Here is a 26,385-nt window from a genome sequence, read left to right on the forward strand (position 1 = left end):
ACTATGAAAAACACATTTAAATCCTTTTTATACGTATGTTTTCTAGCGCTAGTTTTTGTTAGCTGTGCTAAAAATGATGATTTCACGATACCAAATTTAGACTTGGAATGTGACTCTAATATCTCTGAAACAATTACCATTGCTCAACTATATGAAACCATTACAGAGACAATGAAAACCTATGAGCAAGATGATATAATAAGCGGATACGTGGTATCTAGTGACCAAGGTGGTAATTTATATCAGAGTATTTACTTTGTAGATAAAAACAATGCGTTTTCCGCTGTGTTTAAAGCTGATATTCAAGCTTACTATGCTTCCTACCCTGTAGGTACCCAAATTTTTATCCGCTTAAAAGGCACAGAAATCCAAATGAACAACTCCATTTTAACTATTGGAGGAAAGAATGCTACCTCGGATTTTGTACAAGTTCTTGCTGCACCTACTTATAAAAAACATATCGTAAGAGGGTGTGAAAGATTAACTCCAGAGGAGATAGAAAAGAACTACACAAAACAATTATCCCTTCAAGATGCCATCAAGCCAATTAATATTGGAAAGCTAGTTACTATACAAGACGTACAGTTTGCAAAGAAATTCTGGGGTAAAACCTTCTTTGATCCTAACAACATCGTTTCGGACCGAAATAAAGCTACAAATAACGAAATAGAAAGCAAAACAAATAACCCTACATCTAATGTTTTCTTCCGAGTTGTTACTCAAACTAGTGGTTTCGCAAATGAAACAGTTCCTGCTAAGAGTGGTAGCATGACTGGTATTATGACTTTATTCCAAAGTGATGCACAGTTCAACCCTCGTACTATGAAAGACTTAGATGGACTAGATAAAGAGCCATTTGACACAGATGATGAAGTAACACCTCCAGAAGAAATCGAAGGAAAAGATGTAGATGGAGTTAACCAAAATAAACCAAATATAGTTGCTGATTTTAGTAACTGGACATCCTTTATAGCATCTACTAATAGATTTGGGTTACTGCCATTTGGAAAAGAAGCAAAAGGGCAAGGCCCGGATAATAAAGGTGCATTAAGCATAAAAGGATCACCTACTGGCAATGTGTATCTATTTACTTTAGAGAATCAGAGCGCTGCTAAGGGAGCTGAAAATATTTCATTTTATGTTAAGGGTACAACTCAAAAATCACTTTCCTTAAATGTGTATAGAGCTGATGGAACCTATGCAGTATATAATTTAGCCACGGACGCACAAATTGCAGCAAAACAAACAGCTACTATCACAAGTGATATTGTACTTACGCCAACGAAAAGTCAACAAACCAACAATCCTGCTAATGGAAATAATGATTATATCTATGCAAAGATTGATTCACCAAATAAATGGATTAAGATTACATTAGATTTAAAGGATGTAGCTTACAATACTAGCGGTCAAGGATCTACTTTTGCACTAAAAATCGGTTCAAATGCAAGTTATGATCTTTTAGTTTCTGACATTATATTTGATACCAATCAAGATGGAGACACAGATCCTTCTGAAAAAGTAGTTAATCTAACCAACTTTAATAATTGGGATGACTTTTTAGCTACTTTAAATTCATTTGGTTTACAATCCTACGCTTCTCTAGGAGAAAAAATGGGTCCTGACAACCAAAACACCATGGTAATAAAAGGAAAGCCTAAAGGAAATGACTATCTGTTTACAGTAATAGATCAACCAGCTCCTAAGGATGCTAAAACTATTTCTTTCTTAATAAAAGGAACATCAGAAAAAAGTATCTCCCTAAACGTATATAGAGCAGATGGAACCTACGCAGTGTATAATATTGCAACTGATGAACAAATTGCAGCGAAACAAACAGCTACTGTAACGAGTGATATTGTACTGACACCAACGAAAAGTCAACAAAGTGGGACCCCAGCTAATGGTAACAATGACTATATATATGGAAAAGTGGATTCACCAAATAAATGGATTAAAATAACATTAGATCTAAAAGGTGTTCCATATAATACAACTGGAAAAGGAAATCAATTTGCCTTTAAAGTAGGAAAAACTGCAGACTACAACATACAAATAACCAATATTCAATATAATATTTAATATCTATTATTTTAGATTGAAACACAAAAATAGCCTAGCATCTGCTAGGCTATTTTTGTTTATATTGTTTTTAATATGTTAAAAACCACAATTTACGTATCTTTAAGCAACAACTTAAAATAAACAATTATGAATGTTTCAGAACAAATAGTTGAAATGCTTGTAGAGGCAGGGATAAAAAGAATTTATGCTGTTACAGGGGATAGTCTAAATCACTTGAATGATGCAGTTCGTAAAAATGGTCAAATACAATGGATCCATGTACGTCATGAAGAAGCTGGAGCATTTGCAGCAGCTGCAGAAGCCGAACTAGATGGCTTAGCCTGTTGTGCTGGTAGTTGTGGACCTGGGCATATTCATCTGATAAATGGTTTATATGAAGCCAATAAGAGTCATTTGCCTGTAATAGCGATTGCTTCAGCTATAAATACAAATCAGATGGGAATGGACTATTTCCAAGAAACAAATACCATAAAACTTTTTGAGGATTGTAGCGTGTATAATCAAATGCTCACAACTCCGGAGCAAGTACCAAGAATGGTACAAACTGCTATACAACATGCTTATGCTAAAAAAGGCGTAGCAGTTATTGGTCTTCCTGGCGACCTTAGTGAAGAACCAGCAATACCATCTCCTACTTCTACAGCTAACTATTTCCCTGAACCTACCCTTCGACCAAATGAGAAAGAAATTGCTGACTTAGCCCAGCATATAGAACAGGCAAAAAACATAACGATATATTGCGGAATTGGAGCCATAAATGCACATGATCAAATTGTAGAACTATCTCAATTACTTCATGCACCAGTTGCCTATTCTTTTAGAGGAAAAATGGGTATCGCCTATGACAATCCTAATGACATAGGATTAACAGGTTTATTGGGATTACCCTCGGCATATCACGCCATGCACCATAGTGACTTGGTATTATTATTAGGAACCGATTTCCCTTATTATAATTTTATGCCGACAAATAATAAAATTATTCAAATTGATAGGGCAATAGAGTACCTAGGTAGACGAGCTAAGTTGACCATGGGTCTTTGTGGAGATATAAAAGATACCTTACTAGCATTGCTTCCATTACTAAGCCAAAAACCTTCTACAAAATTTCTAGATTTACATCTTGATTATTTTAACCATGTTCAAAAAAACCTACAAACCTATGTAGCTTCAAGTGGCACTTTAGATAACATACAGCCAGAATATGCCACCTATGTTATTGACTCTTTAGCTAACGAAGATACCATCTTTACAGTAGATACAGGCATGTGTTGTGTTTGGGGAGCAAGGTATATATCAGCCAAGAAAAACAGAAAATTACTTGGCTCATTTAACCATGGCTCAATGGCTAATGCAATGCCTATGGCAATTGGTTCACAACTCTCCCGCCCCCACCAACAAGTAATTGCCCTTTGCGGTGATGGTGGAATTTCCATGCTTTTAGGAGATCTAGCAACGATTAAACAATATAATTTACCCATTAAAATATTTGTCTATAACAACAGATCACTTGGCATGGTAAAATTGGAAATGGAAGTAGCAGGTTTAATGGATAACCAAACGGATATGGAAAACCCTGACTTTGCCTTAATCGGACAGGCCATGGGCATTAAAAGCTATACAGTTAGAGATCCAGAGCAATTACCTGAAATAGTTAGCCAAGCACTAGTAGATAAAGGTCCAGTACTAGTAAATATCTTTACTAACCCTAATGCTTTAGCAATGCCTCCAAAAGTAGAATTAGACCAACTAATGGGCATGACTAAAAGCATGGCCAAACTAATGCTTAACGGCAAGATGGAAGAAGTTTATAAAACTATCCAGTCCAACTACAAACACCTAAAAGACCTATAGCTATAGAGGCTTTTTAAGTCATTAAAAGCCAAAAGTAAAAACTTACAGTAGTATCACTATGCAAAATAAGATATTGCTTTAAATCGAAGATAATACACCTAAAACAAAAAGAGCCTGGTTATTCACCAGGCTCTCTTGTATATATTGGATAATAATAACCTCACTTAAAAAAGCTTAGTTTACTATTATCTTAGTTTACTAATATCTTTCTATTATTTTCCTAGAGCTTCAGCCCCTCCAACAATTTCTAATATTTCGTTTGTAATTGCAGCTTGACGTGCTTTGTTGTACGTTAGCTTCAAGTCATTTCTTAAATCATTCGCATTATCCGTTGCTTTATGCATCGCCGTCATACGAGCTCCATGTTCAGAAGCTACTGAATCAGATACAGCTTTGAATAATTGCGTTTTTAATGACATAGGAATTAAAGTATCTAAGATGTCTTCTTTAGAAGGTTCGTAGATATAATCCATAGCCACTGCATTGCTTTGCTCAACTTCTATAGGCAATAATGGCAAAAATTGCTCTGTAACAACATTTTGAGTAGCAGCGTTTTTGAATTGATTGTAAACAATTTGAATACTATCATATTTTTGTTCAACAAATGCGCTCATTAACTTTTCAGCAATAACAGCACAATGTTCAAAATCATTATGATCGTAAAAATCACTATCGTTTTCAAAAACATTGAATACTTTACTTAAAGCATCGTACCCTTTCTTACCTATAGTTAAAATATCTACATTAGCATCTTTAAAAGTACTCTCTTTTAAAAGATTAACTTGTTTGATGATATTTGCATTAAAAGCACCACATAATCCTCTATTAGAAGTAACAACAACCAAAAGAACATTATTGATCTCTCTTTCTTGAGAGTAAACTCCTTGGTTATCTCCTTCTAAAGTAGCGCTAATATTTTGGATTATCTCTGTCAACTTTTCTGAATAAGGACGCATTGCCTCAATTGTATCCGTTGCCTTTTTTAATTTAGCAGCGGAAACCATCTTCATTGCAGAAGTAATCTGCATTGTTGAACCAATCGATGAAATCCTATTACGTATTTCTTTAAGGTTTGCCATTTTTTAATATATAATAATTTGAAAGAAAAAGATTAAATACTTAATCTTTCTCTCTCAAACCAAATTCTTAATATTTTGAAGAAATCTCTTTTGCTACTTTCTCAAGTACACTAGTTAATTCGTCTGTGAATTTACCAGCTTTTAAAGCGTCTAAAGTATCTCTGTGACGAGTATTTAAAGCTTCTAAGTAGTCTCTTTCAAATTCTTTAACTTTAGAAACTGGAACGTTTCTTAATAAGTTTTTAGAACCAGCATAGATAATAGCAACTTGATCTTCTACTGAATAAGGATCATTAACAGCTTGTTTTAAGATCTCTACGTTACGTTTACCTTTTTCAATTACGTTCATTGTAGCAGCATCTAAATCCGAACCGAATTTAGCGAAAGCTTCTAATTCACGGAACTGAGCTTGGTCAAGTTTTAAAGTACCTGCAACTTTCTTCATTGATTTAATCTGAGCAGATCCTCCAACACGAGATACAGAAATACCAACGTTAATAGCTGGACGAACCCCTGAGTTAAATAAATCTGATTCTAAGAAAATCTGACCATCCGTAATAGAAATTACGTTAGTTGGAATATATGCAGAAACGTCACCAGCTTGTGTTTCAATAATTGGTAATGCAGTTAAAGAACCACCACCTTTAACAAATGGTCTTAATGACTCAGGTAAGTCATTCATTTCTTTAGCAATATTATCATCACCAATAACACGAGCAGCACGCTCTAATAATCTTGAGTGAAGGTAGAAAACGTCTCCAGGGTACGCCTCACGTCCTGGTGGACGACGTAAAATTAAAGACATCTCACGGTAAGCAACCGCTTGTTTAGATAAATCATCATAAATGATTAATGCAGGACGTCCTGTATCACGGAAATACTCCCCGATAGCAGCACCAGCCATTGCAGAGTAAACTTGCATTGGAGCAGGCTCAGAAGCGTTAGCTGCAACGATGATTGTATAGTCCATTGCACCTTTATCTTCTAAAGTTTTAGCAATAGCTGCTACAGTAGAAGCTTTTTGTCCAATTGCAACATAGATACAATAAACTGGTTGACCAGCATCGTAAAATTCTTTTTGATTTAAAATCGTATCAATACAAACAGTTGTTTTTCCTGTTTGACGGTCACCAATTACTAGCTCACGTTGACCACGTCCTACTGGAATCATGGCATCGATAGATTTAATACCAGTCTGTAATGGCTCAGTTACTGGCTGACGGTAAATAACCCCAGGTGCTTTACGCTCAAGTGGCATCTCGTATAAATCACCTTCAATTGGTCCTTTTCCATCAATAGGTAAACCTAATGTGTTAACAACACGACCAACCATTTTCTCTCCAACTTTCAAAGAAGCGATACGTCCAGTTCTTTTAACAACTGATCCTTCTTTTACTCCTACAGAGCTTCCTAATAATACAATACCTACGTTATCTTCTTCAAGATTCTGTACCATTGCTTCTAATTTGTTGTCTACAACAACTAACTCTCCGTATTCAGCATTTGTTAACCCGTAAACACGAGCAACTCCATCTCCTACTTCTAATACAGTTCCAACTTCTTCTAAAGAAGCATCAGAGTTAAATCCAGATAACTGTTTCTTTAAAATCGCTGATATCTCAGCTGGTTTAATGTCCGCCATTTTTATCTATGTTTATACACGAAAAATTCGTGCGGTGATTTTTTAATTCGTTAATTCTCTTTTTAAAACTTCTAATTGATGTGCTATCGAAGCATTATATTGTTTATCCCCTATTTTAAGAATAAACCCTCCAATGATAGATGAATCTACCACGTTGCTAATAATAACTTCTTTACCTTGAACTATTTCTTTAGCTTTCACTAAAACTTTAGCTTCTAAGTCAGCATCCATAGGAATTGCTGTAGTAACAGTAACTCTTTCTATACCTTTATGCTCTTCGTATTGCTTTTGGTAATCCGCAGCAATAGCAGCTAAAAGTTCAAATCGACTATTAGTCTTTAGCAATTTAAACAATTCCTTAGTACCTTGACTGGCACCAGCGAATACTTCTTCTACAGCGTTAAACTTAACGCTGTCTCCAATAACTGGGTTATTAAGAAAGGTTTTCAACTCATTGCTTTGAGAAACTGATTCAGAAATAAGGATCATATCATTATTTATAGCATCAGCATTTCCATTTTCAACAGAAATCTCTAGCATTGCTTTTGCATAGCGTGCAGCTGCTCTAGTGCTTATCATAATGAATGAATTAGTTTAATTTCACATCTGCTAACATCTTCTCAACCAATTTAGATTGAGCTTCTTTATCAGCTAATTGATCTTTCAATAATTTCTCAGCAATTTCAATAGAAATACCAGAAACTTGTTGTTTTAACTCGATAACAGCAGCAGCTTTTTCGCTTTCAATTGTAGCTTTAGCTTGAGCAATCATTTTTTGCCCTTGAGCTTCCGCTTCGTTTTTAGCATCTGCTAACATTTGTTCTTTAATTTCACGAGCTTCTTTCATTAAAGCATCGCGCTCTGCACGTGCCTCAATTAATAATTTTTCGTTATCAGCTTGTAAATTTGCTAATTCTCTCTTTGCGTTGTCAGCTGCTGCTAAAGCATCTGAAATTCCTTCTTCACGCTCTTCTAAAGCGTTAACAATTGGTTTCCACGCAAATTTCCCTAAAAGGAAAATGATAACAATTAAAATGATAAATTGCCAGAAAAATAATCCAAAACTGAAATCGTTAATTAACTTATCCATTATCTAAAATTATACTTTTTAATACCTAATATTGTTTAATTAAGAAGTTTATCTGTAACCAACCGTTACAGATAAACTCTTTTCTTTTGTTTGGACTATTTACCTAAAACTAAAGCACCGAATGCTAAACCTTCTAATAAAGCTCCAATAATGATCATCGCAGTTTGGATTTTTCCAGCAGCTTCTGGTTGACGAGCAATAGCGTCCATTGCAGAAGATCCAATTTTTCCTAAACCATAACCAGCTCCGATTACGATTATACCTGCACCAATAATGTTTGGTAATGTCATAGTGATTGATTTATATTAATTAAACAAATTTTAAATTCTCTTTTTTTTTACTTCTAGTGTTCCTCGTGATCTGCAACTGCAGCACCAATAAACAAAGAAGATAACATTGTAAAAATAAATGCTTGTAAGAAAGCTACTAATATCTCTAGGATAACTAAAAACGTAGAAAGGAAAAATCCAATTCCAGTAGCTCCAGCAGTACCTAATACCTCTTTCATGATAAAGATAATCGAGATTAATCCAAACACGATAGAGTGACCTGCAGTAATGTTAGCGAATAAACGAACCATTAAAGAGAAAGGTTTAATTAACATACCTAAAACTTCAATAGGAGCTAACATTATTTTCATTGGAGCTGGAACACCAGGCATCCAAAATATATGTTTCCAGTAATCTTTATTTCCTGAAATCTGTGTAATGATAAAAGTAAATATCGCTAAACACGCTGTTACTGTAATACTTCCTGTTACGTTAAACCCAAGTGGAGTTAAACCTAATAAGTTTAATAAAAATATTAAGAAAAACACAGATAATAAATAAGGCATAAACTTCTTATACTTATCTTTTCCAATGTTAGGAATTGCCATCTCATCACGTACATAAATCACTAAAGGCTCTAATGCTCTAGAAAATCCTTTTGGTAAGTTGTTTGGCCCATTTTTATATGTCTTAGCTAAACCTAAGAACATGATAAATAATAATACCGTAGTGAACATTAATGCTGCAACGTTCTTAGTAATAGAGAAATCTAAAGGTTTCTCATTGCTAGGAAATCCATTTTCACCGTAAAAAATTTGCCCTTCAGCATCGGTTTTATAAATTTTCCCGTGGTAAAGTCTATAAAACTGTCCACCTTTTTCCACTAGCTTTTCTCCAAAATCAAATTCAGAAGACATAAAAACGTGTAATCCGTTGTCAATCAAAATAACAGGTAAAGGAAATCCGTAGTTTTTACCAGTTGCTTCGTCTGAAAAGAATATAAACGAATAGTCATCCGCCAAGTGATGTTGGATATGTGCAGCAATTTTTTCAGCTTGCGTAGTGTTACCCTCTTGACCAGCAGCAGCCTCTAATGTCTCCGCTACAGAATTCTGTAAGGATTCATCGATAGATTGCTCAAGTTCTTGAGTTCTTTTATCAAGTTGTGTATCACTTGATTGTGCGTAAGAAAATACAGACGTTGCTGTAAAAATAACAGCTGCTAATAAATTCAGTGATTTCTTCAGAGTCACCATACCTTAACTTCTTAAATATTTATGGTTCTTAAAATTTTGTGCAAAAGTACAATAAATCTCTTACAATCATACCTTAATGCGAAACTTTTTTTAATATCTTTTTTCTATGTAGGCTTACTTATTCAAAACGCGGTAAGCTGTATAGGCATCTGTACCTAGGAAAACTAGGACAATTATTACGAAATTATACTTAAATACATCTTGAGTATCTACGTGATCTAATCCTTGCTCAGCGAACAAATAACTGCCTATTAATCTAAGAGTTATGAATCCTAAGAATACAAATCCTAATTGTTCTGGGAGACTTTTTGCGATACCAATCATTGCAAAAAGAATGACTACAGAGAATATTAATTCAAAGCCATATAACCCGACTAAACTATATTCTAACTTACTTAGTGATTCGTGCCATCCTGTAAAATATAAAACAGCAAATTGTGCACAAAAACAGATTAGAAGGATACCTAAAACCTTAAATCCAATATTTAGTAAATTTTTATCCATACGATGATTTCAATTAATTTCGATTTAATTTATTTACTTGTTTAATAACTTGGTACAAAGCTAAACCTACTCCAATCAAAGTACAAACTTTATTTGCTAAACCTTCCTCAAAATTGTATTTATCATCTAACCAGAGCCCTAAAATACTAAAAAGATAAATAGTTACTCCCATCTGCATAGGCATTGTGACTAAAACTAACCACTTATTTGGTTTATTATTCTTAGGATCGCTCAAGATATAGATTTTATTTTTTCTTTTTTTCAGTGCCTTTAGATTCAGAAGAGATTTCTCCTATTGCATGTCCATTCTTATTAGCTAATAAGGCTGGCTCAGTTTTGTGATCTCCTAACATTTTACATGTTACCTCCAAATCACCTCCTGGCTCAACAGCTAATTTACCTATAATTAGATCTCCTTTTATTTTAGCGTTTTCCTTTACTAATAATAATTCTTCTACATATAAGCTCCCATAGACTTGTCCTTCTATATCGGCATTTTGGCAAATAATATTCCCTGTAATACGCGCTAAAGGTCCGATAACTACTCTCCCTTTTACTTTCATATTACCCTCTAAGTGTCCATCGAAGCGCAAATCAGCTATTGCCTCAATATCTCCTTTAATTACAGTTTGATCAACAATACGATTAGTTTGCCCTAGTTGATCACCAGGTCCTTTGTTCTTTGTTTTTTGAAACATTTTGTTTGTTTTGAGTCTATATTAATTTTGTTTGTTTGTTTGCTGCTGTAAATATAACTCCCAATTTTTATTTATCAATACAGTTGAATAATTTACTGTATTAATTACTTCTGCTTGATCTAAGTCTAAACGCTCAATGATCTTCAAAGCATCTTGTTTACTATTAAAGCCATGGAGTACAATAAAGTCACTAGAGTCATCATATTTATCTTCTGAATACTTTACACCAATGGATTTATTAAGTGTTGCAAAGTCAATCATTTTCCTTTGCATTAAATTAAAAGAGTCCTTACTATTTTTTGGTTGACGCACCACTATCTTCCAGGAATCATTGGACGACTCACCAAAGCTTCGTTGCTCTAAATCTTTGACAACAGTATTTAGCAATTCCTCCGCTTTTTTACCCTCAGGTGTAGAACTGTAGGTTAAAGCAATAAAGTTTAAAGCATCTTTATAGGCTTGAAGTCCTTGTTTTTGTGCTATTATTTGAGCTTTTAAAAGCTCAAATAAACTGATATAATCATTATCATAGTTTTCTAAAACCTCTTGTATTTCTGCATATGCTCGGTCTAAATCACCGCTTTGATATATTCTATACACATTGGTATAGCGTTGCTCTGGTGATAAATCATCTATTAAATCTCTACGAACATTTTGTAAGAGTTTAGCGTAGCGTGAATCCGGGTACAGATCAATAATCCTCTGTTTTAATGCCATAGCTTTGGCTGGATCCGTTTCTAAATAGATTTTATACAACTTATACATTGTAGGTAGTATCAAACGCTGAGCTGGCTCAAATCCAAGAAGAGCTTCTAAGCGATAAATGGCTAAGTCATACTTTTTGAATCGGTCACTATACATGGATCCCAATTGAAAATAAGCAAAATCTCTATCCGTCTTCAAAGATGCGATTTGGCTTGAATCTGTAGGAATATTGCTTAAATAATATTCCAAATTATATCGATTATCTAAAGGCTCTCCAATACTTTGCTCCTCTGTTGGAGCTGCATCGCTTTGCTTATCTTTTCTTTGAATTGTAGAACTCTCCCATTTCCAGTTATCTTCTAGTACTCGGTTTCCCCATTTTTTCTTAAACTCCACCTTACCATAAGAACTAGCTTGAGCAGAATAAAAATAGAATGAAGTCGCATTTTGGGGTTGTGAATTAGCAGAAACGGATTGGTTTACTGCCTCTCCAAAACTCGCCATATTAAAATAATCTACATTACTATTTCTGTTCTTACTCTTTAAATTAGCTTGTAACTTTCTAAAGTCTTCTTTTCTAAGATTTTCTATATACTCTGTAAAAAAAGTATTCCTTTGATTTTGCGACATTGCAACTAACCTTAAAATACTGTCATTTACTTTAGCTATATTCTCATAGAAAACAACATCCTTTAATGCGTCTCTACGTTTCTCTAAACGAAAGCGATCTGGGTATTTTTCTGGTAAAATGGCTAATGCACTATCGTAAAAGGCACCTGACTGGGCATATCCAGCATTATTAAAATAAATATCGGCTAAACTTAAGTAGTTGTTTGCCTTTAATTGAGTATCCACTTTAAAATGCTTTAGTGCGGTCTTTAGATACTTAATTGCTTGCTCATCTTTTGAAATCTCTTTGTAAAAAAGTCCCACTTGACGATTTAAAACATCTAGGTAGGGCCTATTTTCCCTATCTGCGATGAGCTTGTTATATTGCTTTAAGAAAGCAACAGAATCCCTAGCGGAAAGTTGTGTAATTTCAAATTGTTTAGCTAAAGATTGAATCAAATATACTCTTGGGATCTTTCTATTAAAACTTAGAATTTGTTCAAAACAACTATATGCTTCTGCTTTTTTATTTTCTTGTATATATAACTGACCTAACACAAATAAATACCTAGCCAAAACAGGCTTATCAGAAGTAAACTCTATTGCCTTTTTTAATGCAGCAATTGCCTTTTGCCCCTGCTCGATATTAATATAGGCTTGAGCTAAAATAGCATAAGCATCCGCTTGATTCTCTTTAGTTAATCGGCCTTTTTTTTCTGCCAAAAACTCATTTAAATTCTTAATAGCAATATCTTCATAAGAAAGACGAAGGTTTGTCTTTTCTCTCCAAATGATGGCCTCATCAATTAATTGACCATCTGGATATTTATACATAATATAGTTGAAAGCCTCTAATGCTGGAATATACCTTCCGTCGTAGTATCTAGCCTTCCCTAAAAGAAGGTAAGCGTTATCCATCTCCCAATTTCGCTCACGCCCGTTAATATACATGGAGTGCTTTTGAATTGCTTTAGTAGCCTTATTTTCAGCCCTAGCAAATCCCGAACCTTGATCTAATGGATCTTCTTCCTTGGAAGGACTACCCCCTGAGAGAGAGAAATTATCTAAAACAGATCCACTTTTAGAATCTAATGACATTCCCTTTTGAAATTCTTTGGTTGGATCAATTTCTAGATTAATACGCTCTATAGGCAATATTTCCCAATAGTTATCAAAGTAATTATTCTCTAACTCCAGTAAAGCTTCATCATAAGCTAAATCCCCATTAAATAAAATGTTATACTTAGCTGTCATTGCATTAAAAGCTCTGTTCATTAACTTATCCTTTTTAACCGAACAGGAAAAACACAATACAACTGCAATAACTGCATAAAAATAAGATAGATATGTTCTTTTCAACTTATGTTACTTTATTACAAAACAATAAAAATATCCTTTTAGTATAAATGGGATAGAATTAAAAAACAGCCTAATTATAAAAACTAAGCAAACTAGCGCTCTATAGAGCTGGTTAACAAACTAATAAAATGTTTTTCTTTAAATATAAACACAATAATAATGCAACCTTACCTAAAGGTTTCTAACTAGCTGACTACAAATATACTTATAGTTTTTCCAAAAATAACATACAAAATAGGTTCTAGATTTCAGACAAGCAAATAAAACTAAGCAGTATCCCAAATATGCAACTTTACTTACATTAGCAATAAAATCCCTATTAAAATTTTTATCTTTGCTCTAAATAAGTTCATTATGAAAAAAGATATTGAAATTCCTGTAGTAGAAAACGTAGAAATAGCAATTGTAAAAGAATACAACGAAGATTTTCTTTCAGATGCTTGGTATGCCTACTTATTTAATAATTCGGATTTACCCCTTGAAGCAATTTTAATTGTATCTCAGGCAAAAGGTGAAATAGATGGACATCAACGTCAATCTAGTTTATTCCGTCATGCATTTCCAGTATTGCAGCCTAAAGAATCCTTGAAAATCGAATTATTAGATGAGAATGTTTTTTCTCTTGATAATCACTTTATGCTTACTTATTTTTTAGATTCTAAATTATATGATAAGACATTTGTATTTAAAGCTAACACAATTTCTGATGAGAATATCAAAACATTAGAATTCAGCGATAAAAAAGGGGTTCTTGCAAAATAGCCCAACTTTGTATTTTAAACTACAATAAAAGCTTAAAAAGGGCTGTAAAAGAAATCTTTTACAGCCCTTTTGTATTAATATCATCTTTGGCTAAAAATAGTGAAATTAGAGTATCTATATCTCACTATTAAACAAAGCTCTTCTATCATTTTAATCTCATCTACATTCCACTATAGACTATACATGTTTTTTAGGTGCAGTCAAAAAAGAAGCTACTACCGATAAAACTAAAACAGCCCCTATTACTATTAGAGAAACCATTGATGGGATATGAATAAATGGAGAAATAATCATCTTAACCCCTATAAAAGAAAGAATAATTGCTAATCCATACTTTAACTTGCTAAATTTATCCATGAAATTAGCCAATAAAAAATAAAGCGAACGCAAACCTAATATTGCAAAAATATTGGATGTGTATAATATAAATGGATCATCAGGAGCAATTGCAAAAATCGCAGGTATACTATCTACAGCAAATATTAAGTCTGTAAATTCTATAACAATTAAAGCAACAAATAACGGTGTCACCATTTTTACTCCATTTTTTACAGTAAAAAACTTTTCACCATCATAATCCGGGCTAACTTTAAAAAATTTATGTACCATTCTCACCGCAAAATTAGAAGATAAATCACTTTGCTGATCATGATCTTCTTTAGCAAACCAAGACTTGATTCCTGAGACCAATAAGAAGATACCAAAAATTGTAAGCACTACGTTTATCTCTACTGATTTACCGAACATACTTATTGCAGGTAGATAGGTATGGTTGATTATTTCAACTCCAGCAAAAATAAATATTGCTCTAAAAAATAAAGCCCCTATAATACCCCAAAACAAAACTCTATGGTGTAAAACTTTAGGTACTTTAAAGAAAGTAAACACCAAAATAAATACAAATAGGTTATCTACAGATAAGGCTTTCTCAATCCAATAAGCACTTTGAAAACGTACAAAGTTCTCTAAGTCCATATAATAGTATATTACACCACTAAAGCACATAGCTAAACCAATCCATACAATAGACCAAGCTAATGCCTCTTTAGTTGATACAACATGACTATTTTTATTAAAAACTCCTAAATCTAATAATAACATTACTAGAATTACAATACCAAAAAAACCCAATAACCCTGGGTGATTAATTAAATGATCCATCGTTTATTTTTTTTATCAGGTTGTAAAAATAAATAGAATAAACCCCACCAAGACAAAACACATCATTACATTGATTAACAATAAGTTACATCAATAATTTTTTTGTGATAATTTTTATAAAAAAACCCAACTAGCTGTAAAACAAATAGTTGGGTAATGTATTTTCTTAAAACAGAAAAGATGAAGAAAATAAAATATTTAATTTAATTTTTCTGTCAACTTTCTAAAAGTTTTTTTAGGATCCTTTCCATTGTATAAAATGTCATATACAGCATTGATTATAGGAGTTTTAGCACCTACTTTCTGGGTTAGTTCATAAGCACTCTTAGAAGCGTAATAACCCTCAGCGATCATATTCATTTCCATTTGAGCACTCTTTACTGTATACCCTTTACCTATCATGTTTCCAAACATTCTATTTCGAGAGAATAAGGAATACCCCGTTACTAATAAGTCTCCCAAGTAGGCAGAATTATTAATATTTCGTTTCATTTTATATACTTTCTTAATAACTTTATTCATCTCTCGAATAGCGTTACTCATCAGTAAGGCCTGAAAATTATCTCCATAGCCGAGTCCATGGGCCATCCCACAAGCAATAGCATAAATGTTTTTTAAAACCGCTGCATATTCCGTTCCAACGATATCATCCGTTAACTTTGCTTTGATATAATGACTACTTATGCAATCTTGAATAATCTTACCATGTTTCTCACTTCTACATGCAATGGTCAAATAAGACAAGCGTTCTAAAGCAACTTCTTCTGCATGGCAAGGTCCAGTAATAACAGCGATGTTATCATATGGTATATTATATTTTTGGTGAAAATGTTCTCCTACAATTAAACTTGTCTCTGGAATAATACCCTTAATTGCCGAAACTACCACTTTATCCAATAAACTAACATGAACTTTCTCCATCTCTTTACTTAAAAAAGCAGAAGGGATAGCAAAAACTACATAATCAGCATAAGAAATGGCTTTATTAATATCATTTGTCAAATAAAGTTTATCAACATCAAACTCTACTGAACTTAAGTAATTAGGATTATGGTGATTTACCTTGATCTCCTGGATTGCTGCTTCACTACGTATATACCAAGCAATATTGCTCAGGTTTTCACTAAGCATTTTCACAATAGCGGTTGCCCAACTTCCACCACCTATAACCGCAAATTTTGGGTAATCATTCATATTTTTAGATTGTATCTGGCTCAAAAGTAAATAAAAAACCTATTGCAAGCAATTATAACTATTATGTTTTTTTTCTTAAAAATAACCACAATTATTACAAAACATCAATATATTGTTTTTTATAAATAATATATTAACATGAATCTTTACTATAATTAAAAAATTACATTGAAATAATTCATAAAAATATAGCTTAAGTATTTCCTCTTTTATAGACTTTATATTTTTTAATTTAAACTATTACTTCGATATTCTCCACAACCAATCATCACAATATCAAAAGCTTAAAATAAATATATTTACATAAAGATATGGATTTATCTATTTAAATAATTTTACTTTAGTTAAATATTTTTTTGTGTTTAAACACTCATTTAAGCTTAATGATCCCCACCATCTGCAATTAATAGAATAATATAGTAAAAAAAGATACCTAAAAGTAAAAAGGGAAATGCTTTTCGCATTTCCCTTTTTACTTACTATTTATTTTTTATAAAATAAATTATGATCTATATATTTCCATACTTCTTCATCTACTAATGGACGTATATTTTTCCCCTCCTTTATCGAATTTCGTATAAAAGTAGAAGATATTTCCATAATTGGAGCATTTTCCACAAAATGTATATTAGGATGCTTACGCAAAGGATTTTCTAAATCCTTACTTTGGTATATACGTGGATAAATATAGAATTGATAACGTTGTAAAAGTATATCATAGTTCTTCCATTTATGTAAGGAGTCTAAATTATCCTCTCCCATTAATAAAGAAAACTCGTATTTTGGATAGCGCTCATGTAAATGCGCCATGGTGTTTATTGTATAATTAGGTTGCTTAAGAGAAAACTCAATATCAGAGCTTCTTATATGATCATAGTTTGTACAAGCTAAATTAACCATATGAATACGATGATAATCTTCTAATAGTCCTTTCTTCTTCTTCAAAGGACTATGTGGAGTAACTACCATCCAAACTTGATCTAAATCTGTATACTGCACCATATGATTGGCAATTATCAAATGCCCAACATGCACTGGATTGAATGTACCAAAATATAAGCCAACCTTCATAACTTCTTTACTTATTTACTTATTTACAAAGTTTTTTACAATTTCGTAAGCTTCTTGCTTAGCTGTATCAAGATCATAGTTTTTAATGATTAGATCAAACTGAGGAGCAGTAGCTAATTCTACTGAAGCTTTCGCTATACGCATATTAATTTTATCCTCGCTCTCTGTAGAGCGCTTTTTTAAACGAATTTTTAATTCATCTATACTAGGAGGTTTTACAAAAACTGCTAAAGTTTGTTCAGGGAATTTTTTCTTAATTCTCAAGCCACCTGCAACATCAATATCAAAAATAACATTTTTTCCTTGTGCCCAAATTCTTTCGATTTCACTTTTTAGTGTACCATAAAAGTTATCTCTATAAACTTCTTCCCACTCGATAAAGTCTTCTGCTTTAATGTGTTTTTTGAAATCTTCCAAAGATAAAAAATAGTAGTCTTTACCGTCTACCTCTTCTGGTCTAGGCCCACGAGAGGTACAAGATATTGAAAACTCTAAGTTCAAATCTTCGTTACTTAATAAGTGTCTAACAATGGTAGTTTTACCAGAGCCCGAAGGGGCTGAAAAAACAATCAGTTTACCTTGTTTCATAAATTAAAATCGTTGTATTGTATTTTGTAAGATTTAAAGAACGTTTAGTACCTGTTCCTTTATCTTTTCTAACTCATCTTTCATCATAACCACTAGCTTTTGCATTTCAGCATGGTTACTCTTAGATCCCATAGTATTGATTTCTCTTCCCATCTCCTGAGCGATAAAGCCTAATTTTCTACCATTAGCCTGTTCACCTTGAATAGTCTCTAAGAAATAGTCTAAATGCTTTTGTAGACGTACTTTTTCTTCTGTAATATCCATTTTTTCAAGATAGTAAATAACCTCTTGTTCAAATCGATTTTCATCTACATTCAATTGTAATTCGACTAAGTTGGCACGTAACCTTTCTTTTACAGTAATTATACGCTCTACATCTAAAGTGATAATCTCCTGCATATATTTCTCGATATTCTTAATACGAACTACGAAGTCCTTCTCTAAACTAGCTCCCTCGCTTAGACGAAATTCTTTAATATTTTCTAAGGCTTGCTCTATTACAACCTGAATTTGTTGCCATTCATTTTCATCTAGCTCATGACGTTCTACTTTTAGTGCGTCTGGCATACGAACAGCCATTTTCATCAACTCAGTTTCATCAGCTTGCCCAAGGATAGCTTTCATTTGATTAATATAAGCCAAGACAATCGGACCATTAATTTTACTTGTAGTTTCTTCTGCTGTTACTTCACAAAATAAAGAAAAGTCAACTTTCCCTCTTTCTAAAGTTTGGGCAATAATGTTGCGTAGAGGCAATTCCTTTTCTCTATAACTTTGAGGTAAACGAACGTTTAAGTCTAAATTTTTACTATTTAAAGACTTTACCTCTACTGTAATCTTTTTAGTAGGCAGCTGTACACTTGCTTTACCAAAACCGGTCATTGATTGTATCATAATCCAAAAAAATAATAGCTACAAAGGTACTAAAAACTCAACATACTAAATCAATAATAGTTTAAAATACTATCGTTTTTATGTGATTATTACCTTTTTAGGTCAATATTAAATACATATTTTAAGGGAAATTTATCCATTTAAATTCCCAACTCATTTTTTTAAAATAGAAAAAGGGAAGCTAAAAACTTCCCTTTTTTACATTTTTTTTACTTTCATCTCTTTTCAACGAAACTGTTGAAAGTAAACCAAAACAATAATAAGTCTTTATTGTCTTAAAGGTTTAATACTCTTTAAAACTGCAAAGAAAGATAGAGTTACTCTTTATCGACATCTTTCCCCTATTTTGACATCAAAGGCGTAATCTTTTACATCATCTTTGCTAAAAACTTATTGTGAATAAAAGGTTTCATAGCAATTTCTCCCTTTCGTATACTCTCTTTAGACAACCAAACCCCCATTTGGTCACATCTAAAAAGAAATTTTTTTTTATTTCTCTATAAACTTATGTAAATAGGTAAATAAACACCTAATATAATACATTTTACATTATTTTAAAACTTTACCGATCAAAAATTGACTCATAATGTTAATTACACTTTAAAAACTCTATTTGGTGCAGTTTTAAGAAAAAATCTAATAAATTAAAAAAGAGCTACAATAAATTGCAGCTCTTTTTTTTAATATTATTTACTTGACAAATAATCTTTTACTTGTTCAATTACCTTTTTACTATTACCAATAAATATTTGCTGGTCAATAACAAATACTGGGCGGCTTAAAAATGTGTAATGTTCTAACAACAAATCTCTATAGTCTTTTTCTTGTAAGTCTTTATCTTTTAATTCACGTGTTTTATATAACTGAGCACGCTTATTAAATAAAGCCTCGTAGCTATTAGATAAGCTATATAAATGCTCTAGTTCTTCTGAGGTTAGAGGATTAGACTTGATCTCTCTTAATTCAAAAGAATCCAATTGAGGTATTTCTGCCATAATACGTTTGCAAGTACTACAGCTACTTAAATAATATACTTGATTCATCTTACTTGAATAATTTATTCGATTACTAAAAGAACCTTATCGTTCTTTCTTACTCTAAAATCAACTTGAATTGTTATACGCTCACCTGCTTTAGCTTCTTGCTTTTCAACACCGTTTACAAACATTTGTTGTAAAACTACATCTTCCTCACCAGTTGTAGGTCCTTCAATCTTAATAGAATCGCCTATTTTAAGATCCTTCTCTAAAACAATTTGAGCGATATTTGCCTTTGTAAAATAGTGTTGAACACTACCTACAAGAACTTTTCTAATATTCTTTTTCTTTCTGATTTGAGTAACTGCACTAACCTTTACTGCCTTTATCTCATCAAAAATATTTCTTTCCTTTTGAAATTTTAAAGTTTCTGAACGTCCTTTTTTAAATACTAAATTTCCTTTTTGGACACCTTGACGCAATCTTTTTTGTTCCTCAAGTGGCAGTTGTATTGTTTCTAAACAATCATTAGAACAACAACCATGCATTGTTTCAGCACAATTATCACATTGAATAAACAATAAATGACAAGCTTCATTTGCACAATTCACGTGAGTATCACAAGGTGCACCACATTGGTGACAATTAGCAATAACGTCATCGGTAATTCTTTCTCCTAAACGGTGATCAAATACAAAGTTCTTACCGATAAATTTACTCTCTAATCCATCTTCTTTAATTTGACGAGTATATTCGATAATTCCTCCCTCTAGTTGATAAACATTTTTAAAACCATGGTGCTTAAAATAAGCAGATGCTTTCTCACAACGAATACCTCCAGTACAATACATTAAAAGATTTTTCTCTTCTTTAATGTCTTCTAATTGCTCCTTAATAATAGGTAAAGACTCACGGAAAGTGTCTACATCTGGAGTAATAGCTCCTACGAAGTGTCCTACTTCACTCTCATAGTGATTTCTAAAATCAACTACTACTGTATTGGGGTCTTCTAATAATTCATTAAACTCTTTTGCTCTTAAATGAATACCTTTATTAGTAACATCAAACGTATCATCATTTAATCCATCAGCTACAATCTTCTTTCTAACTTTTACTGTTAACTTTAAAAAAGAAAGATCATCTTGTTCCACAGCTACATTTAGACGTATACCCTTCATAAAGTCATACTTTTCTAAAGTATCTCTGAATGCTTCAAAATTGGAAGCAGGTACAGACATTTGTGCGTTAATTCCTTCATGAGCTACATAGGTACGACCTAAAGCACCTAGTTGGTTCCAAGCCAAAAATAAGTCATCTCTAAATTGTTGTGGGTCTTGAATTTTTGCATACGCATAAAAAGAAAGTGTAAGACGCTTCTCTCCTGTTTGTTCAATTAAAAGAGCTCTTTCTTCTGCGCTTAGGGTGTTATACAGTTGCATGCTATAAACATTTAAATCATTAATATCGTAAAATTCTAATATGGAAGAATTTCAAGGTGCAAAGATATAGTTTTTCTACTAAAATTAACTGATATATATCATTTAAAAAATCTAAAAGAAGCCATTTAAAAAGAAATTAATTTTCCCTTCCAAACCATCTAAAGCGCAAACATTAAACATTATAAGCTACTAAAACAGAACAAAAAATTAACCTCAACACTCTAACAAAATCATAATAAACAGACTTTTATAATTCTTTAGCAAAAGTCTTATTAAAATTGCTAAATTTTGTAGCAATTAATCGTTCAAAGATGGAAAGCTGAATAAATTGTATTACTTTTACCTCATTAAGAACCTATTTTTTCAATAAAATGAGTGCAGATAAAGAAGCAAAATTAAAAGCATTACAGTTAACGCTTGACAAATTAGATAAAACTTACGGTAAAGGAACAGTGATGAAACTTGGAGATACCGCAGTAGAAGAAATTGAAGTAATTCCTTCTGGCTCTCTAGGTATTGACTTAGCTTTAGGAGTAGGTGGATATCCAAAAGGAAGAATTATAGAAATCTACGGACCTGAGTCTTCTGGTAAGACTACTTTAACTCTACATGCAATTGCAGAGGCACAGAAAAATGGAGGTATTGCTGCATTTATAGATGCTGAGCATGCTTTTGACCGTTTTTATGCACAAAAATTAGGTGTTGATATCGATAACTTAATCATATCTCAACCAGATAATGGTGAGCAAGCATTAGAGATTACAGAAAACTTAATTCGTTCAGGAGCTATTGATTTAGTGGTAGTGGATTCAGTTGCAGCTCTAACACCAAAGAGTGAAATTGAGGGAGAAATGGGTGACTCAAAAATGGGTCTTCATGCTAGATTAATGTCTCAAGCATTAAGAAAGTTAACCTCAACAATTAGTAAAACTAACTGTACAGTATTTTTCATTAACCAATTACGTGAAAAAATTGGTGTTATGTTCGGTAATCCTGAAACAACTACAGGTGGAAATGCGTTAAAATTCTACGCTTCTGTTCGTTTAGATATTAGACGTTCTACTCAAATTAAAGATGGTGAAAACATCATTGGTAATAGAACTAAAGTTAAAGTAGTTAAAAACAAAGTTGCACCTCCTTTTAGAACTGCAGAGTTTGATATTATGTACGGAGAAGGTGTTTCTAAAGTTGGAGAGGTACTTGATTTAGCTGTTGAGTATGATATCGTTAAAAAAGCAGGTTCTTGGTTTAGCTATGGAGATACAAAATTAGGTCAAGGAAGAGATGCTGTGAAGTCTCTAATTAAAGATAATCCAGAATTAATGGAAGAATTAGAGATCAAAATAAAAGAGTTACTTAAAGAAAATGAAAATCTTTAATAGATAATAACTCCATAAAAAAATCCCTGAAATTTAAGTTCCAGGGATTTTTTTTGTTTTTACATTAAATGGATTTGGAAAGCAATACTTCTTCTTCCCATTTCTGTACAGGTTTTAATATAGTGATATAAGCTTGTTCTTTAATTTTGCTTTTTTTGTCACTACTTGCACTCTGTGTATTTATTGGTTCATGAATTATCACTGGTATCTTACCTGGATATCCCACCCCCCAAACAAACGGAAAGTGAAATTTTAATTTACCAAAAGATATAGGAACAATAGGGATTTTATGATCGATAGCTAATCGAAAAGCGCCATCTTTAAATCTATCTAAAATAATAGTACGATCATCAGGTACTCCACCTTCAGGAAAAATACAAATACTCAAACCATTATCAATTCGCTTTTGTGCACTATTATATACTCCTAACCTACTTTTAGAGTCTGCTCGATCTACTAAAATACTAGTTTTCTTATAGAAGAATCCAAATACTGGAATAGAGGCTAATTCTTGCTTCCCTACAAATACAAAAGGATTGTCTTTAATAACAATAAGCATAATCATTATATCTAACATAGAAGTGTGGTTAGCAATAAACATATAGCTTTGCTTCTTATCCAAAATGGGTTTTTTTAATACAACATAACGCATACCTATCCCATAAAAGGTCAAAATAGCCCATAATCTAGCTATTTTATAGAAATATGGGTATTGCTTATCGCTCCAAATAACTGTTAGTAAAAAAGGACTTAGAAGAAGGATTACAATAACCATCCATAAGTAAAACCAAATTCGCCAAAGAGAATTAAAAAACACCTGTATTACTTTCATCAAAAATAAATTATCTCATGTTAAAGAGTAAATTTAAACATTTCACTTAATTATCGAATAATTATCCTTTTAAAAACACCTCGTTATCTAGTACAAATAAATTATCTTTGTATTTTATCATTATAACTATAAATACAATGGCTAAAATTCTAACCGGAGTACAAAGTACGGGGACTCCACACTTAGGTAATCTTTTAGGGGCAATTCTTCCTGCAGTGGAAATGGCCAATAACAAAGAGAATACTTCTTTTCTTTTTATTGCCAACTTACACTCTGCTACTCAGATTAAAGATGCAAAAACATTACAAGAAAACACCTATAGTGTTGCTGCAACCTGGCTAGCTTGTGGATTAGATGTAAACCATGTGACTTTTTATAGACAAAGTGATGTTGCACAAACTACAGAATTGACTTGGTACCTGAGTTGTTTCTTCCCATACCAAAGATTAACTCTAGCTCACTCTTTTAAAGATAAGTCATCCGTATTACAAGATGTTAATGCTGGATTGTTTTATTATCCTATGTTAATGGCTGCTGACATTTTATTATACAATGCAGAATTTGTTCCAGTTGGAAAAGATCAATTACAACATTTAGAAATTACAAGAGATGTTGCTTCTCGTTTTAATAACCAAATGGGAGAAACCTTTGTTTTACCTGAGGCTAAAATTTCAGAGCAGGTAATGATCGTACCTGGTACGGATGGTAATAAGATGAGCAAGTCTAGAAATAATACTATCAATATATTTCAAAGTGATAAAGCTTTGCGCAAGCAAGTTATGTCTATAGAAACAGATAGTACACCTTTAGAAGAGCCTAAAGACCCTGAAAGCTGTAATGTTTTTACAATTTATAAACTATTAGCTACTCCAGAGCAAATAGAGCAAATGAGAGCAAATTACCAAGGAGGTAACTATGGCTACGGTCATGCAAAACAAGCGCTGTATGAACTAATCGTAGAAAAGTTTTCTGAAATTAGAACTAAATATGATTACTATATCAATAACTTAGAAGAAGTAGATAGACTTTTATTTGAAGGTGCTAAAAAAGCTTCTGTAGTTGCAGATGAAACCCTTAATAAGGTAAGAGAAAAGCTAGGCTATGGTCCAAGCTTTAGAATGTAATCTATAAGTACATCAATATATTTACCCTTGGATTGAAAAATTCAAGGGTTTTTTATTTTACATTTTCTTATCCAACCAGCCTAGTAAACTAAGGTTATTCCCAACCTTACCTATTAAGGGATGTTGTTTTTTACTCCAATTAAGGCGATAAAACCTTTATTTTTATAAAATTCACATTGCGTATTACATTTACAATTTGTATTTTAGTTCTAATCTGCACTCATAATTAAATAATAATGAGCAGTATAGATCAAACATTTGTAAAGTGAGATGATTTAGCGTAATTTTGTAACTATGAAGATTGAAAAATACATATCGGCCTTAATGTTTCGTTATCAATGTGTGATTGTGCCAAGCTTTGGAGCATTTTTAAGTGAAAATCAGTCCGCATATTATGATGAAAAAGCCAATGCTTTTTATCCTCCACATAAAAGATTGTCTTTCAATATCAATCTGATTTATAATGATGGGCTTTTAGCTCAGCACATTGCTGCAATGGAAAACATTTCCTATAATGATGCTTTAGTAGCCATTAAAAAGCAAGTGCAAGTATGGAAAGATTCATTAGAAAATACTAATAAAGTTTTTCTAACGCAGATAGGTGAATTTCATAAGATGGAAGAAAATAATATTGTTTTCTATCCTTGTGGAAGCAGTACCTTTATTAAAACCTCATTTGGTCTTAGTGCTGTAGAAGCTCCTATCCTAGTTAGAGATACCCCTATTATTACCACTGTTAAAAGTACTAACTCTAAAAGAGTTATTAGCCGATTTATACCTTATGCAGCTAGCGTAGCAATTTTGATAGGAGTAAGTAGTTTTATTATTCCCAACGCAGTTGAGTCTTACAAAGAACATCAGCTATTAAGCGTTCAGAAAAGTGTACAAAATCAATTAGAGACCAAAATACAGCAAGCAACTTTTTTTATTGAACCAAATCTGAATACAATTTCGATTCCTGTTATAGAAAAGAAAGATAAAAAGATTCCAACGCCATATTATATAGTTGCAAGTGCATTTAGAAACCTCGATGGAGCCAAATCAGAAGCTGAAAAGTTAAAAAAGAGTGGATACACAGATGCCATTGTCTTAGATAAAAATAAGTTCGGTATGTTTCCAGTTTCTTATGGAGGCTACGAAAATAAAGACATTGCACAGAAAGAATTAAGAAAAATTCATCGCAACCTTAATAAAGATGCTTGGATTTTACTACAATAAAAGTTAAACATTAGTCCCTTAACCAAAAGTTAAGGGATTTTTTATTTAATGTCTTTATATTTGTAAAAAAAAAGATGGAAGCTAAATTAGTATCTGAATCGGCAACCCTAATGACCGACTTAGTTTTACCAGGTGAAACTAATCCTTTAAATAACATGTTTGGTGGTGAATTATTAGCGCGCATGGATCGTGCAGCTGGTATTGCAGCTAGACGTCATTCTCGTCGAGTATGTGTAACAGCTTCTGTAAATCACGTTGCATTTAATCGTCCAATTCCTTTAGGAAGTGTTGTTAGTGTGGAAGCAAAAATATCTCGTGCATTCAAAACTTCAATGGAAGTGTATTTAGACGTTTGGATTGAAGATAGAGAGTCAGGTAATAAAATCAAAGCTAATGAAGCAATTTATACATTCGTAGCTGTAGATGATACAGGGCACCCTGTTGTAGTTCCTGAAATTATTCCAGAGTCTAAATTAGAAAAAGAAAGATTCTTAGGAGCATTAAGACGCAAGCAATTAAGTTTAGTGATTGCTGGTAAAATGCTGCCTTCTGAAGCAACTGAATTAAAAGCATTATTTAACGAACAATAATATTAA

General features: G+C 32.5%; 25 protein-coding genes. 7 read left to right on the plus strand and 18 right to left on the minus strand.

Annotated elements, in window-relative coordinates; translation table 11 throughout:
• Positions 1–3: 3 nt before the first annotated feature.
• On the plus strand, positions 4–2,082 hold the full coding sequence (locus ACYSNM_RS06840; RefSeq protein WP_461756209.1) for a DUF5689 domain-containing protein: 2,079 nt from the start codon (positions 4–6) through the stop codon (positions 2,080–2,082).
• 129 nt (positions 2,083–2,211) lie between these two features.
• On the plus strand, positions 2,212–3,939 hold the full coding sequence (locus ACYSNM_RS06845; protein WP_461756210.1) for a thiamine pyrophosphate-dependent enzyme: 1,728 nt from the start codon (positions 2,212–2,214) through the stop codon (positions 3,937–3,939).
• Positions 3,940–4,151: 212 nt separating this feature from the next.
• Here ACYSNM_RS06845 and atpG read toward each other — a convergent pair whose 3' ends face one another.
• The 10 genes from atpG to porW form a co-directional block, all read right to left on the minus strand.
• The gene (atpG, locus tag ACYSNM_RS06850) at positions 4,152–5,018 is read right to left on the minus strand and encodes an ATP synthase F1 subunit gamma (protein ID WP_461756211.1); all 867 of its coding nucleotides are present in this window, start codon (positions 5,016–5,018) and stop codon (positions 4,152–4,154) included.
• Positions 5,019–5,085: 67 nt separating this feature from the next.
• Positions 5,086–6,660, minus strand: coding sequence for a F0F1 ATP synthase subunit alpha (gene atpA, locus ACYSNM_RS06855; protein ID WP_461756212.1), 1,575 nt, complete (start codon positions 6,658–6,660; stop codon positions 5,086–5,088).
• Between the two features lie 42 nt (positions 6,661–6,702).
• Complete coding sequence (atpH, locus tag ACYSNM_RS06860; protein WP_461756213.1) at positions 6,703–7,239, minus strand: ATP synthase F1 subunit delta; 537 nt, start codon at positions 7,237–7,239, stop codon at positions 6,703–6,705.
• Between the two features lie 10 nt (positions 7,240–7,249).
• The gene (locus ACYSNM_RS06865) at positions 7,250–7,750 is read right to left on the minus strand and encodes a F0F1 ATP synthase subunit B (protein WP_461753239.1); all 501 of its coding nucleotides are present in this window, start codon (positions 7,748–7,750) and stop codon (positions 7,250–7,252) included.
• Between the two features lie 95 nt (positions 7,751–7,845).
• Positions 7,846–8,040, minus strand: coding sequence for an ATP synthase F0 subunit C (atpE, locus tag ACYSNM_RS06870; RefSeq protein ID WP_461753240.1), 195 nt, complete (start codon positions 8,038–8,040; stop codon positions 7,846–7,848).
• A gap of 53 nt (positions 8,041–8,093) precedes the next feature.
• On the minus strand, positions 8,094–9,275 hold the full coding sequence (gene atpB / locus ACYSNM_RS06875; RefSeq protein WP_461756214.1) for a F0F1 ATP synthase subunit A: 1,182 nt from the start codon (positions 9,273–9,275) through the stop codon (positions 8,094–8,096).
• Positions 9,276–9,389: 114 nt separating this feature from the next.
• On the minus strand, positions 9,390–9,779 hold the full coding sequence (locus ACYSNM_RS06880) for a hypothetical protein (protein ID WP_461756215.1): 390 nt from the start codon (positions 9,777–9,779) through the stop codon (positions 9,390–9,392).
• A gap of 13 nt (positions 9,780–9,792) precedes the next feature.
• Positions 9,793–10,014 carry an AtpZ/AtpI family protein gene (locus ACYSNM_RS06885; RefSeq protein ID WP_461753243.1) on the minus strand — a complete coding sequence of 74 codons (222 nt, stop codon included), beginning with the start codon at positions 10,012–10,014 and terminating at the stop codon, positions 9,793–9,795.
• Between the two features lie 10 nt (positions 10,015–10,024).
• Positions 10,025–10,477: a bactofilin family protein gene (locus tag ACYSNM_RS06890; protein ID WP_461756216.1), complete on the minus strand. Its 453-nt coding sequence runs from the start codon at positions 10,475–10,477 to the stop codon at positions 10,025–10,027.
• A 21-nt stretch (positions 10,478–10,498) separates the two neighbouring features.
• Positions 10,499–13,150: a type IX secretion system periplasmic lipoprotein PorW/SprE gene (gene porW, locus ACYSNM_RS06895; protein WP_461756217.1), complete on the minus strand. Its 2,652-nt coding sequence runs from the start codon at positions 13,148–13,150 to the stop codon at positions 10,499–10,501.
• A 354-nt stretch (positions 13,151–13,504) separates the two neighbouring features.
• Here porW and ACYSNM_RS06900 point away from each other — a divergent pair, with 354 nt between their 5' ends.
• A complete protein-coding gene (locus ACYSNM_RS06900; RefSeq protein ID WP_461756218.1) occupies positions 13,505–13,912 on the plus strand; it encodes a hypothetical protein in 408 nt (135 codons plus the stop codon).
• A 177-nt stretch (positions 13,913–14,089) separates the two neighbouring features.
• Here the strand turns inward: ACYSNM_RS06900 and ACYSNM_RS06905 are convergent, their stop codons facing one another.
• The 7 genes from ACYSNM_RS06905 to trhO form a co-directional block, all read right to left on the minus strand.
• A complete protein-coding gene (locus ACYSNM_RS06905; protein ID WP_461756219.1) occupies positions 14,090–15,073 on the minus strand; it encodes a TerC/Alx family metal homeostasis membrane protein in 984 nt (327 codons plus the stop codon).
• Positions 15,074–15,271: 198 nt separating this feature from the next.
• Positions 15,272–16,267, minus strand: coding sequence for an NAD(P)H-dependent glycerol-3-phosphate dehydrogenase (locus tag ACYSNM_RS06910; RefSeq protein WP_461753248.1), 996 nt, complete (start codon positions 16,265–16,267; stop codon positions 15,272–15,274).
• 483 nt (positions 16,268–16,750) lie between these two features.
• Entirely contained in the window at positions 16,751–17,338 is a 588-nt protein-coding gene (nadD, locus tag ACYSNM_RS06915) for a nicotinate (nicotinamide) nucleotide adenylyltransferase (protein ID WP_461756220.1), read from the minus strand.
• 15 nt (positions 17,339–17,353) lie between these two features.
• Positions 17,354–17,926, minus strand: a complete 573-nt coding sequence (gmk, locus tag ACYSNM_RS06920) for a guanylate kinase (protein WP_461753250.1) — start codon at positions 17,924–17,926, stop codon at positions 17,354–17,356.
• Between the two features lie 33 nt (positions 17,927–17,959).
• Positions 17,960–18,808 (minus strand): YicC/YloC family endoribonuclease, encoded by an 849-nt coding sequence (locus tag ACYSNM_RS06925; RefSeq protein WP_461756256.1) that lies wholly within the window; start codon positions 18,806–18,808, stop codon positions 17,960–17,962.
• 698 nt (positions 18,809–19,506) lie between these two features.
• Positions 19,507–19,863 carry an arsenate reductase family protein gene (locus ACYSNM_RS06930; protein WP_461756221.1) on the minus strand — a complete coding sequence of 119 codons (357 nt, stop codon included), beginning with the start codon at positions 19,861–19,863 and terminating at the stop codon, positions 19,507–19,509.
• A 14-nt stretch (positions 19,864–19,877) separates the two neighbouring features.
• Complete coding sequence (gene trhO / locus ACYSNM_RS06935) at positions 19,878–21,236, minus strand: oxygen-dependent tRNA uridine(34) hydroxylase TrhO (RefSeq protein ID WP_461756222.1); 1,359 nt, start codon at positions 21,234–21,236, stop codon at positions 19,878–19,880.
• Positions 21,237–21,607: 371 nt separating this feature from the next.
• Here trhO and recA point away from each other — a divergent pair, with 371 nt between their 5' ends.
• Positions 21,608–22,615 carry a recombinase RecA gene (recA, locus tag ACYSNM_RS06940; protein WP_461756223.1) on the plus strand — a complete coding sequence of 336 codons (1,008 nt, stop codon included), beginning with the start codon at positions 21,608–21,610 and terminating at the stop codon, positions 22,613–22,615.
• A gap of 64 nt (positions 22,616–22,679) precedes the next feature.
• On the opposite strand, the gene ACYSNM_RS06945 is transcribed toward recA, so the two are convergent.
• A complete protein-coding gene (locus tag ACYSNM_RS06945; RefSeq protein ID WP_461756224.1) occupies positions 22,680–23,447 on the minus strand; it encodes a lysophospholipid acyltransferase family protein in 768 nt (255 codons plus the stop codon).
• Between the two features lie 137 nt (positions 23,448–23,584).
• Between ACYSNM_RS06945 and trpS the strand changes: the two genes are divergently transcribed.
• The 3 genes from trpS to ACYSNM_RS06960 all read left to right on the plus strand — a co-directional run bounded on the left by trpS (position 23,585) and on the right by ACYSNM_RS06960 (position 26,379).
• Positions 23,585–24,571 carry a tryptophan--tRNA ligase gene (trpS, locus tag ACYSNM_RS06950; protein ID WP_461756225.1) on the plus strand — a complete coding sequence of 329 codons (987 nt, stop codon included), beginning with the start codon at positions 23,585–23,587 and terminating at the stop codon, positions 24,569–24,571.
• A gap of 294 nt (positions 24,572–24,865) precedes the next feature.
• Complete coding sequence (locus ACYSNM_RS06955; RefSeq protein WP_461756226.1) at positions 24,866–25,789, plus strand: HU domain-containing protein; 924 nt, start codon at positions 24,866–24,868, stop codon at positions 25,787–25,789.
• A 74-nt stretch (positions 25,790–25,863) separates the two neighbouring features.
• Positions 25,864–26,379 (plus strand): acyl-CoA thioesterase, encoded by a 516-nt coding sequence (locus ACYSNM_RS06960; RefSeq protein WP_461753257.1) that lies wholly within the window; start codon positions 25,864–25,866, stop codon positions 26,377–26,379.
• Positions 26,380–26,385: the final 6 nt, after the last annotated feature.

This window comes from Myroides sp. LJL116, from assembly GCF_054871685.1.

Bases quoted from the DNA above. Each gene is read 5' to 3' on its own strand.
- ACYSNM_RS06840 (WP_461756209.1), top strand. From the start codon at position 4: ATGAAAAACACATTTAAATCCTTTTTATACGTATGTTTTCTAGCGCTA.
- ACYSNM_RS06845 (WP_461756210.1), top strand. From the start codon at position 2,212: ATGAATGTTTCAGAACAAATAGTTGAAATGCTTGTAGAGGCAGGGATA.
- atpG (WP_461756211.1), bottom strand. From the start codon at position 5,018: ATGGCAAACCTTAAAGAAATACGTAATAGGATTTCATCGATTGGTTCA.
- atpA (WP_461756212.1), bottom strand. From the start codon at position 6,660: ATGGCGGACATTAAACCAGCTGAGATATCAGCGATTTTAAAGAAACAG.
- atpH (WP_461756213.1), bottom strand. From the start codon at position 7,239: ATGATAAGCACTAGAGCAGCTGCACGCTATGCAAAAGCAATGCTAGAG.
- ACYSNM_RS06865 (WP_461753239.1), bottom strand. From the start codon at position 7,750: ATGGATAAGTTAATTAACGATTTCAGTTTTGGATTATTTTTCTGGCAA.
- atpE (WP_461753240.1), bottom strand. From the start codon at position 8,040: ATGACATTACCAAACATTATTGGTGCAGGTATAATCGTAATCGGAGCT.
- atpB (WP_461756214.1), bottom strand. From the start codon at position 9,275: ATGGTGACTCTGAAGAAATCACTGAATTTATTAGCAGCTGTTATTTTT.
- ACYSNM_RS06880 (WP_461756215.1), bottom strand. From the start codon at position 9,779: ATGGATAAAAATTTACTAAATATTGGATTTAAGGTTTTAGGTATCCTT.
- ACYSNM_RS06890 (WP_461756216.1), bottom strand. From the start codon at position 10,477: ATGTTTCAAAAAACAAAGAACAAAGGACCTGGTGATCAACTAGGGCAA.
- ACYSNM_RS06900 (WP_461756218.1), top strand. From the start codon at position 13,505: ATGAAAAAAGATATTGAAATTCCTGTAGTAGAAAACGTAGAAATAGCA.
- ACYSNM_RS06905 (WP_461756219.1), bottom strand. From the start codon at position 15,073: ATGGATCATTTAATTAATCACCCAGGGTTATTGGGTTTTTTTGGTATT.
- ACYSNM_RS06910 (WP_461753248.1), bottom strand. From the start codon at position 16,267: ATGAATGATTACCCAAAATTTGCGGTTATAGGTGGTGGAAGTTGGGCA.
- nadD (WP_461756220.1), bottom strand. From the start codon at position 17,338: ATGAAGGTTGGCTTATATTTTGGTACATTCAATCCAGTGCATGTTGGG.
- gmk (WP_461753250.1), bottom strand. From the start codon at position 17,926: ATGAAACAAGGTAAACTGATTGTTTTTTCAGCCCCTTCGGGCTCTGGT.
- ACYSNM_RS06925 (WP_461756256.1), bottom strand. From the start codon at position 18,808: ATGACCGGTTTTGGTAAAGCAAGTGTACAGCTGCCTACTAAAAAGATT.
- ACYSNM_RS06930 (WP_461756221.1), bottom strand. From the start codon at position 19,863: ATGAATCAAGTATATTATTTAAGTAGCTGTAGTACTTGCAAACGTATT.
- trhO (WP_461756222.1), bottom strand. From the start codon at position 21,236: ATGCAACTGTATAACACCCTAAGCGCAGAAGAAAGAGCTCTTTTAATT.
- recA (WP_461756223.1), top strand. From the start codon at position 21,608: ATGAGTGCAGATAAAGAAGCAAAATTAAAAGCATTACAGTTAACGCTT.
- ACYSNM_RS06945 (WP_461756224.1), bottom strand. From the start codon at position 23,447: ATGAAAGTAATACAGGTGTTTTTTAATTCTCTTTGGCGAATTTGGTTT.
- trpS (WP_461756225.1), top strand. From the start codon at position 23,585: ATGGCTAAAATTCTAACCGGAGTACAAAGTACGGGGACTCCACACTTA.
- ACYSNM_RS06955 (WP_461756226.1), top strand. From the start codon at position 24,866: ATGAAGATTGAAAAATACATATCGGCCTTAATGTTTCGTTATCAATGT.
- ACYSNM_RS06960 (WP_461753257.1), top strand. From the start codon at position 25,864: ATGGAAGCTAAATTAGTATCTGAATCGGCAACCCTAATGACCGACTTA.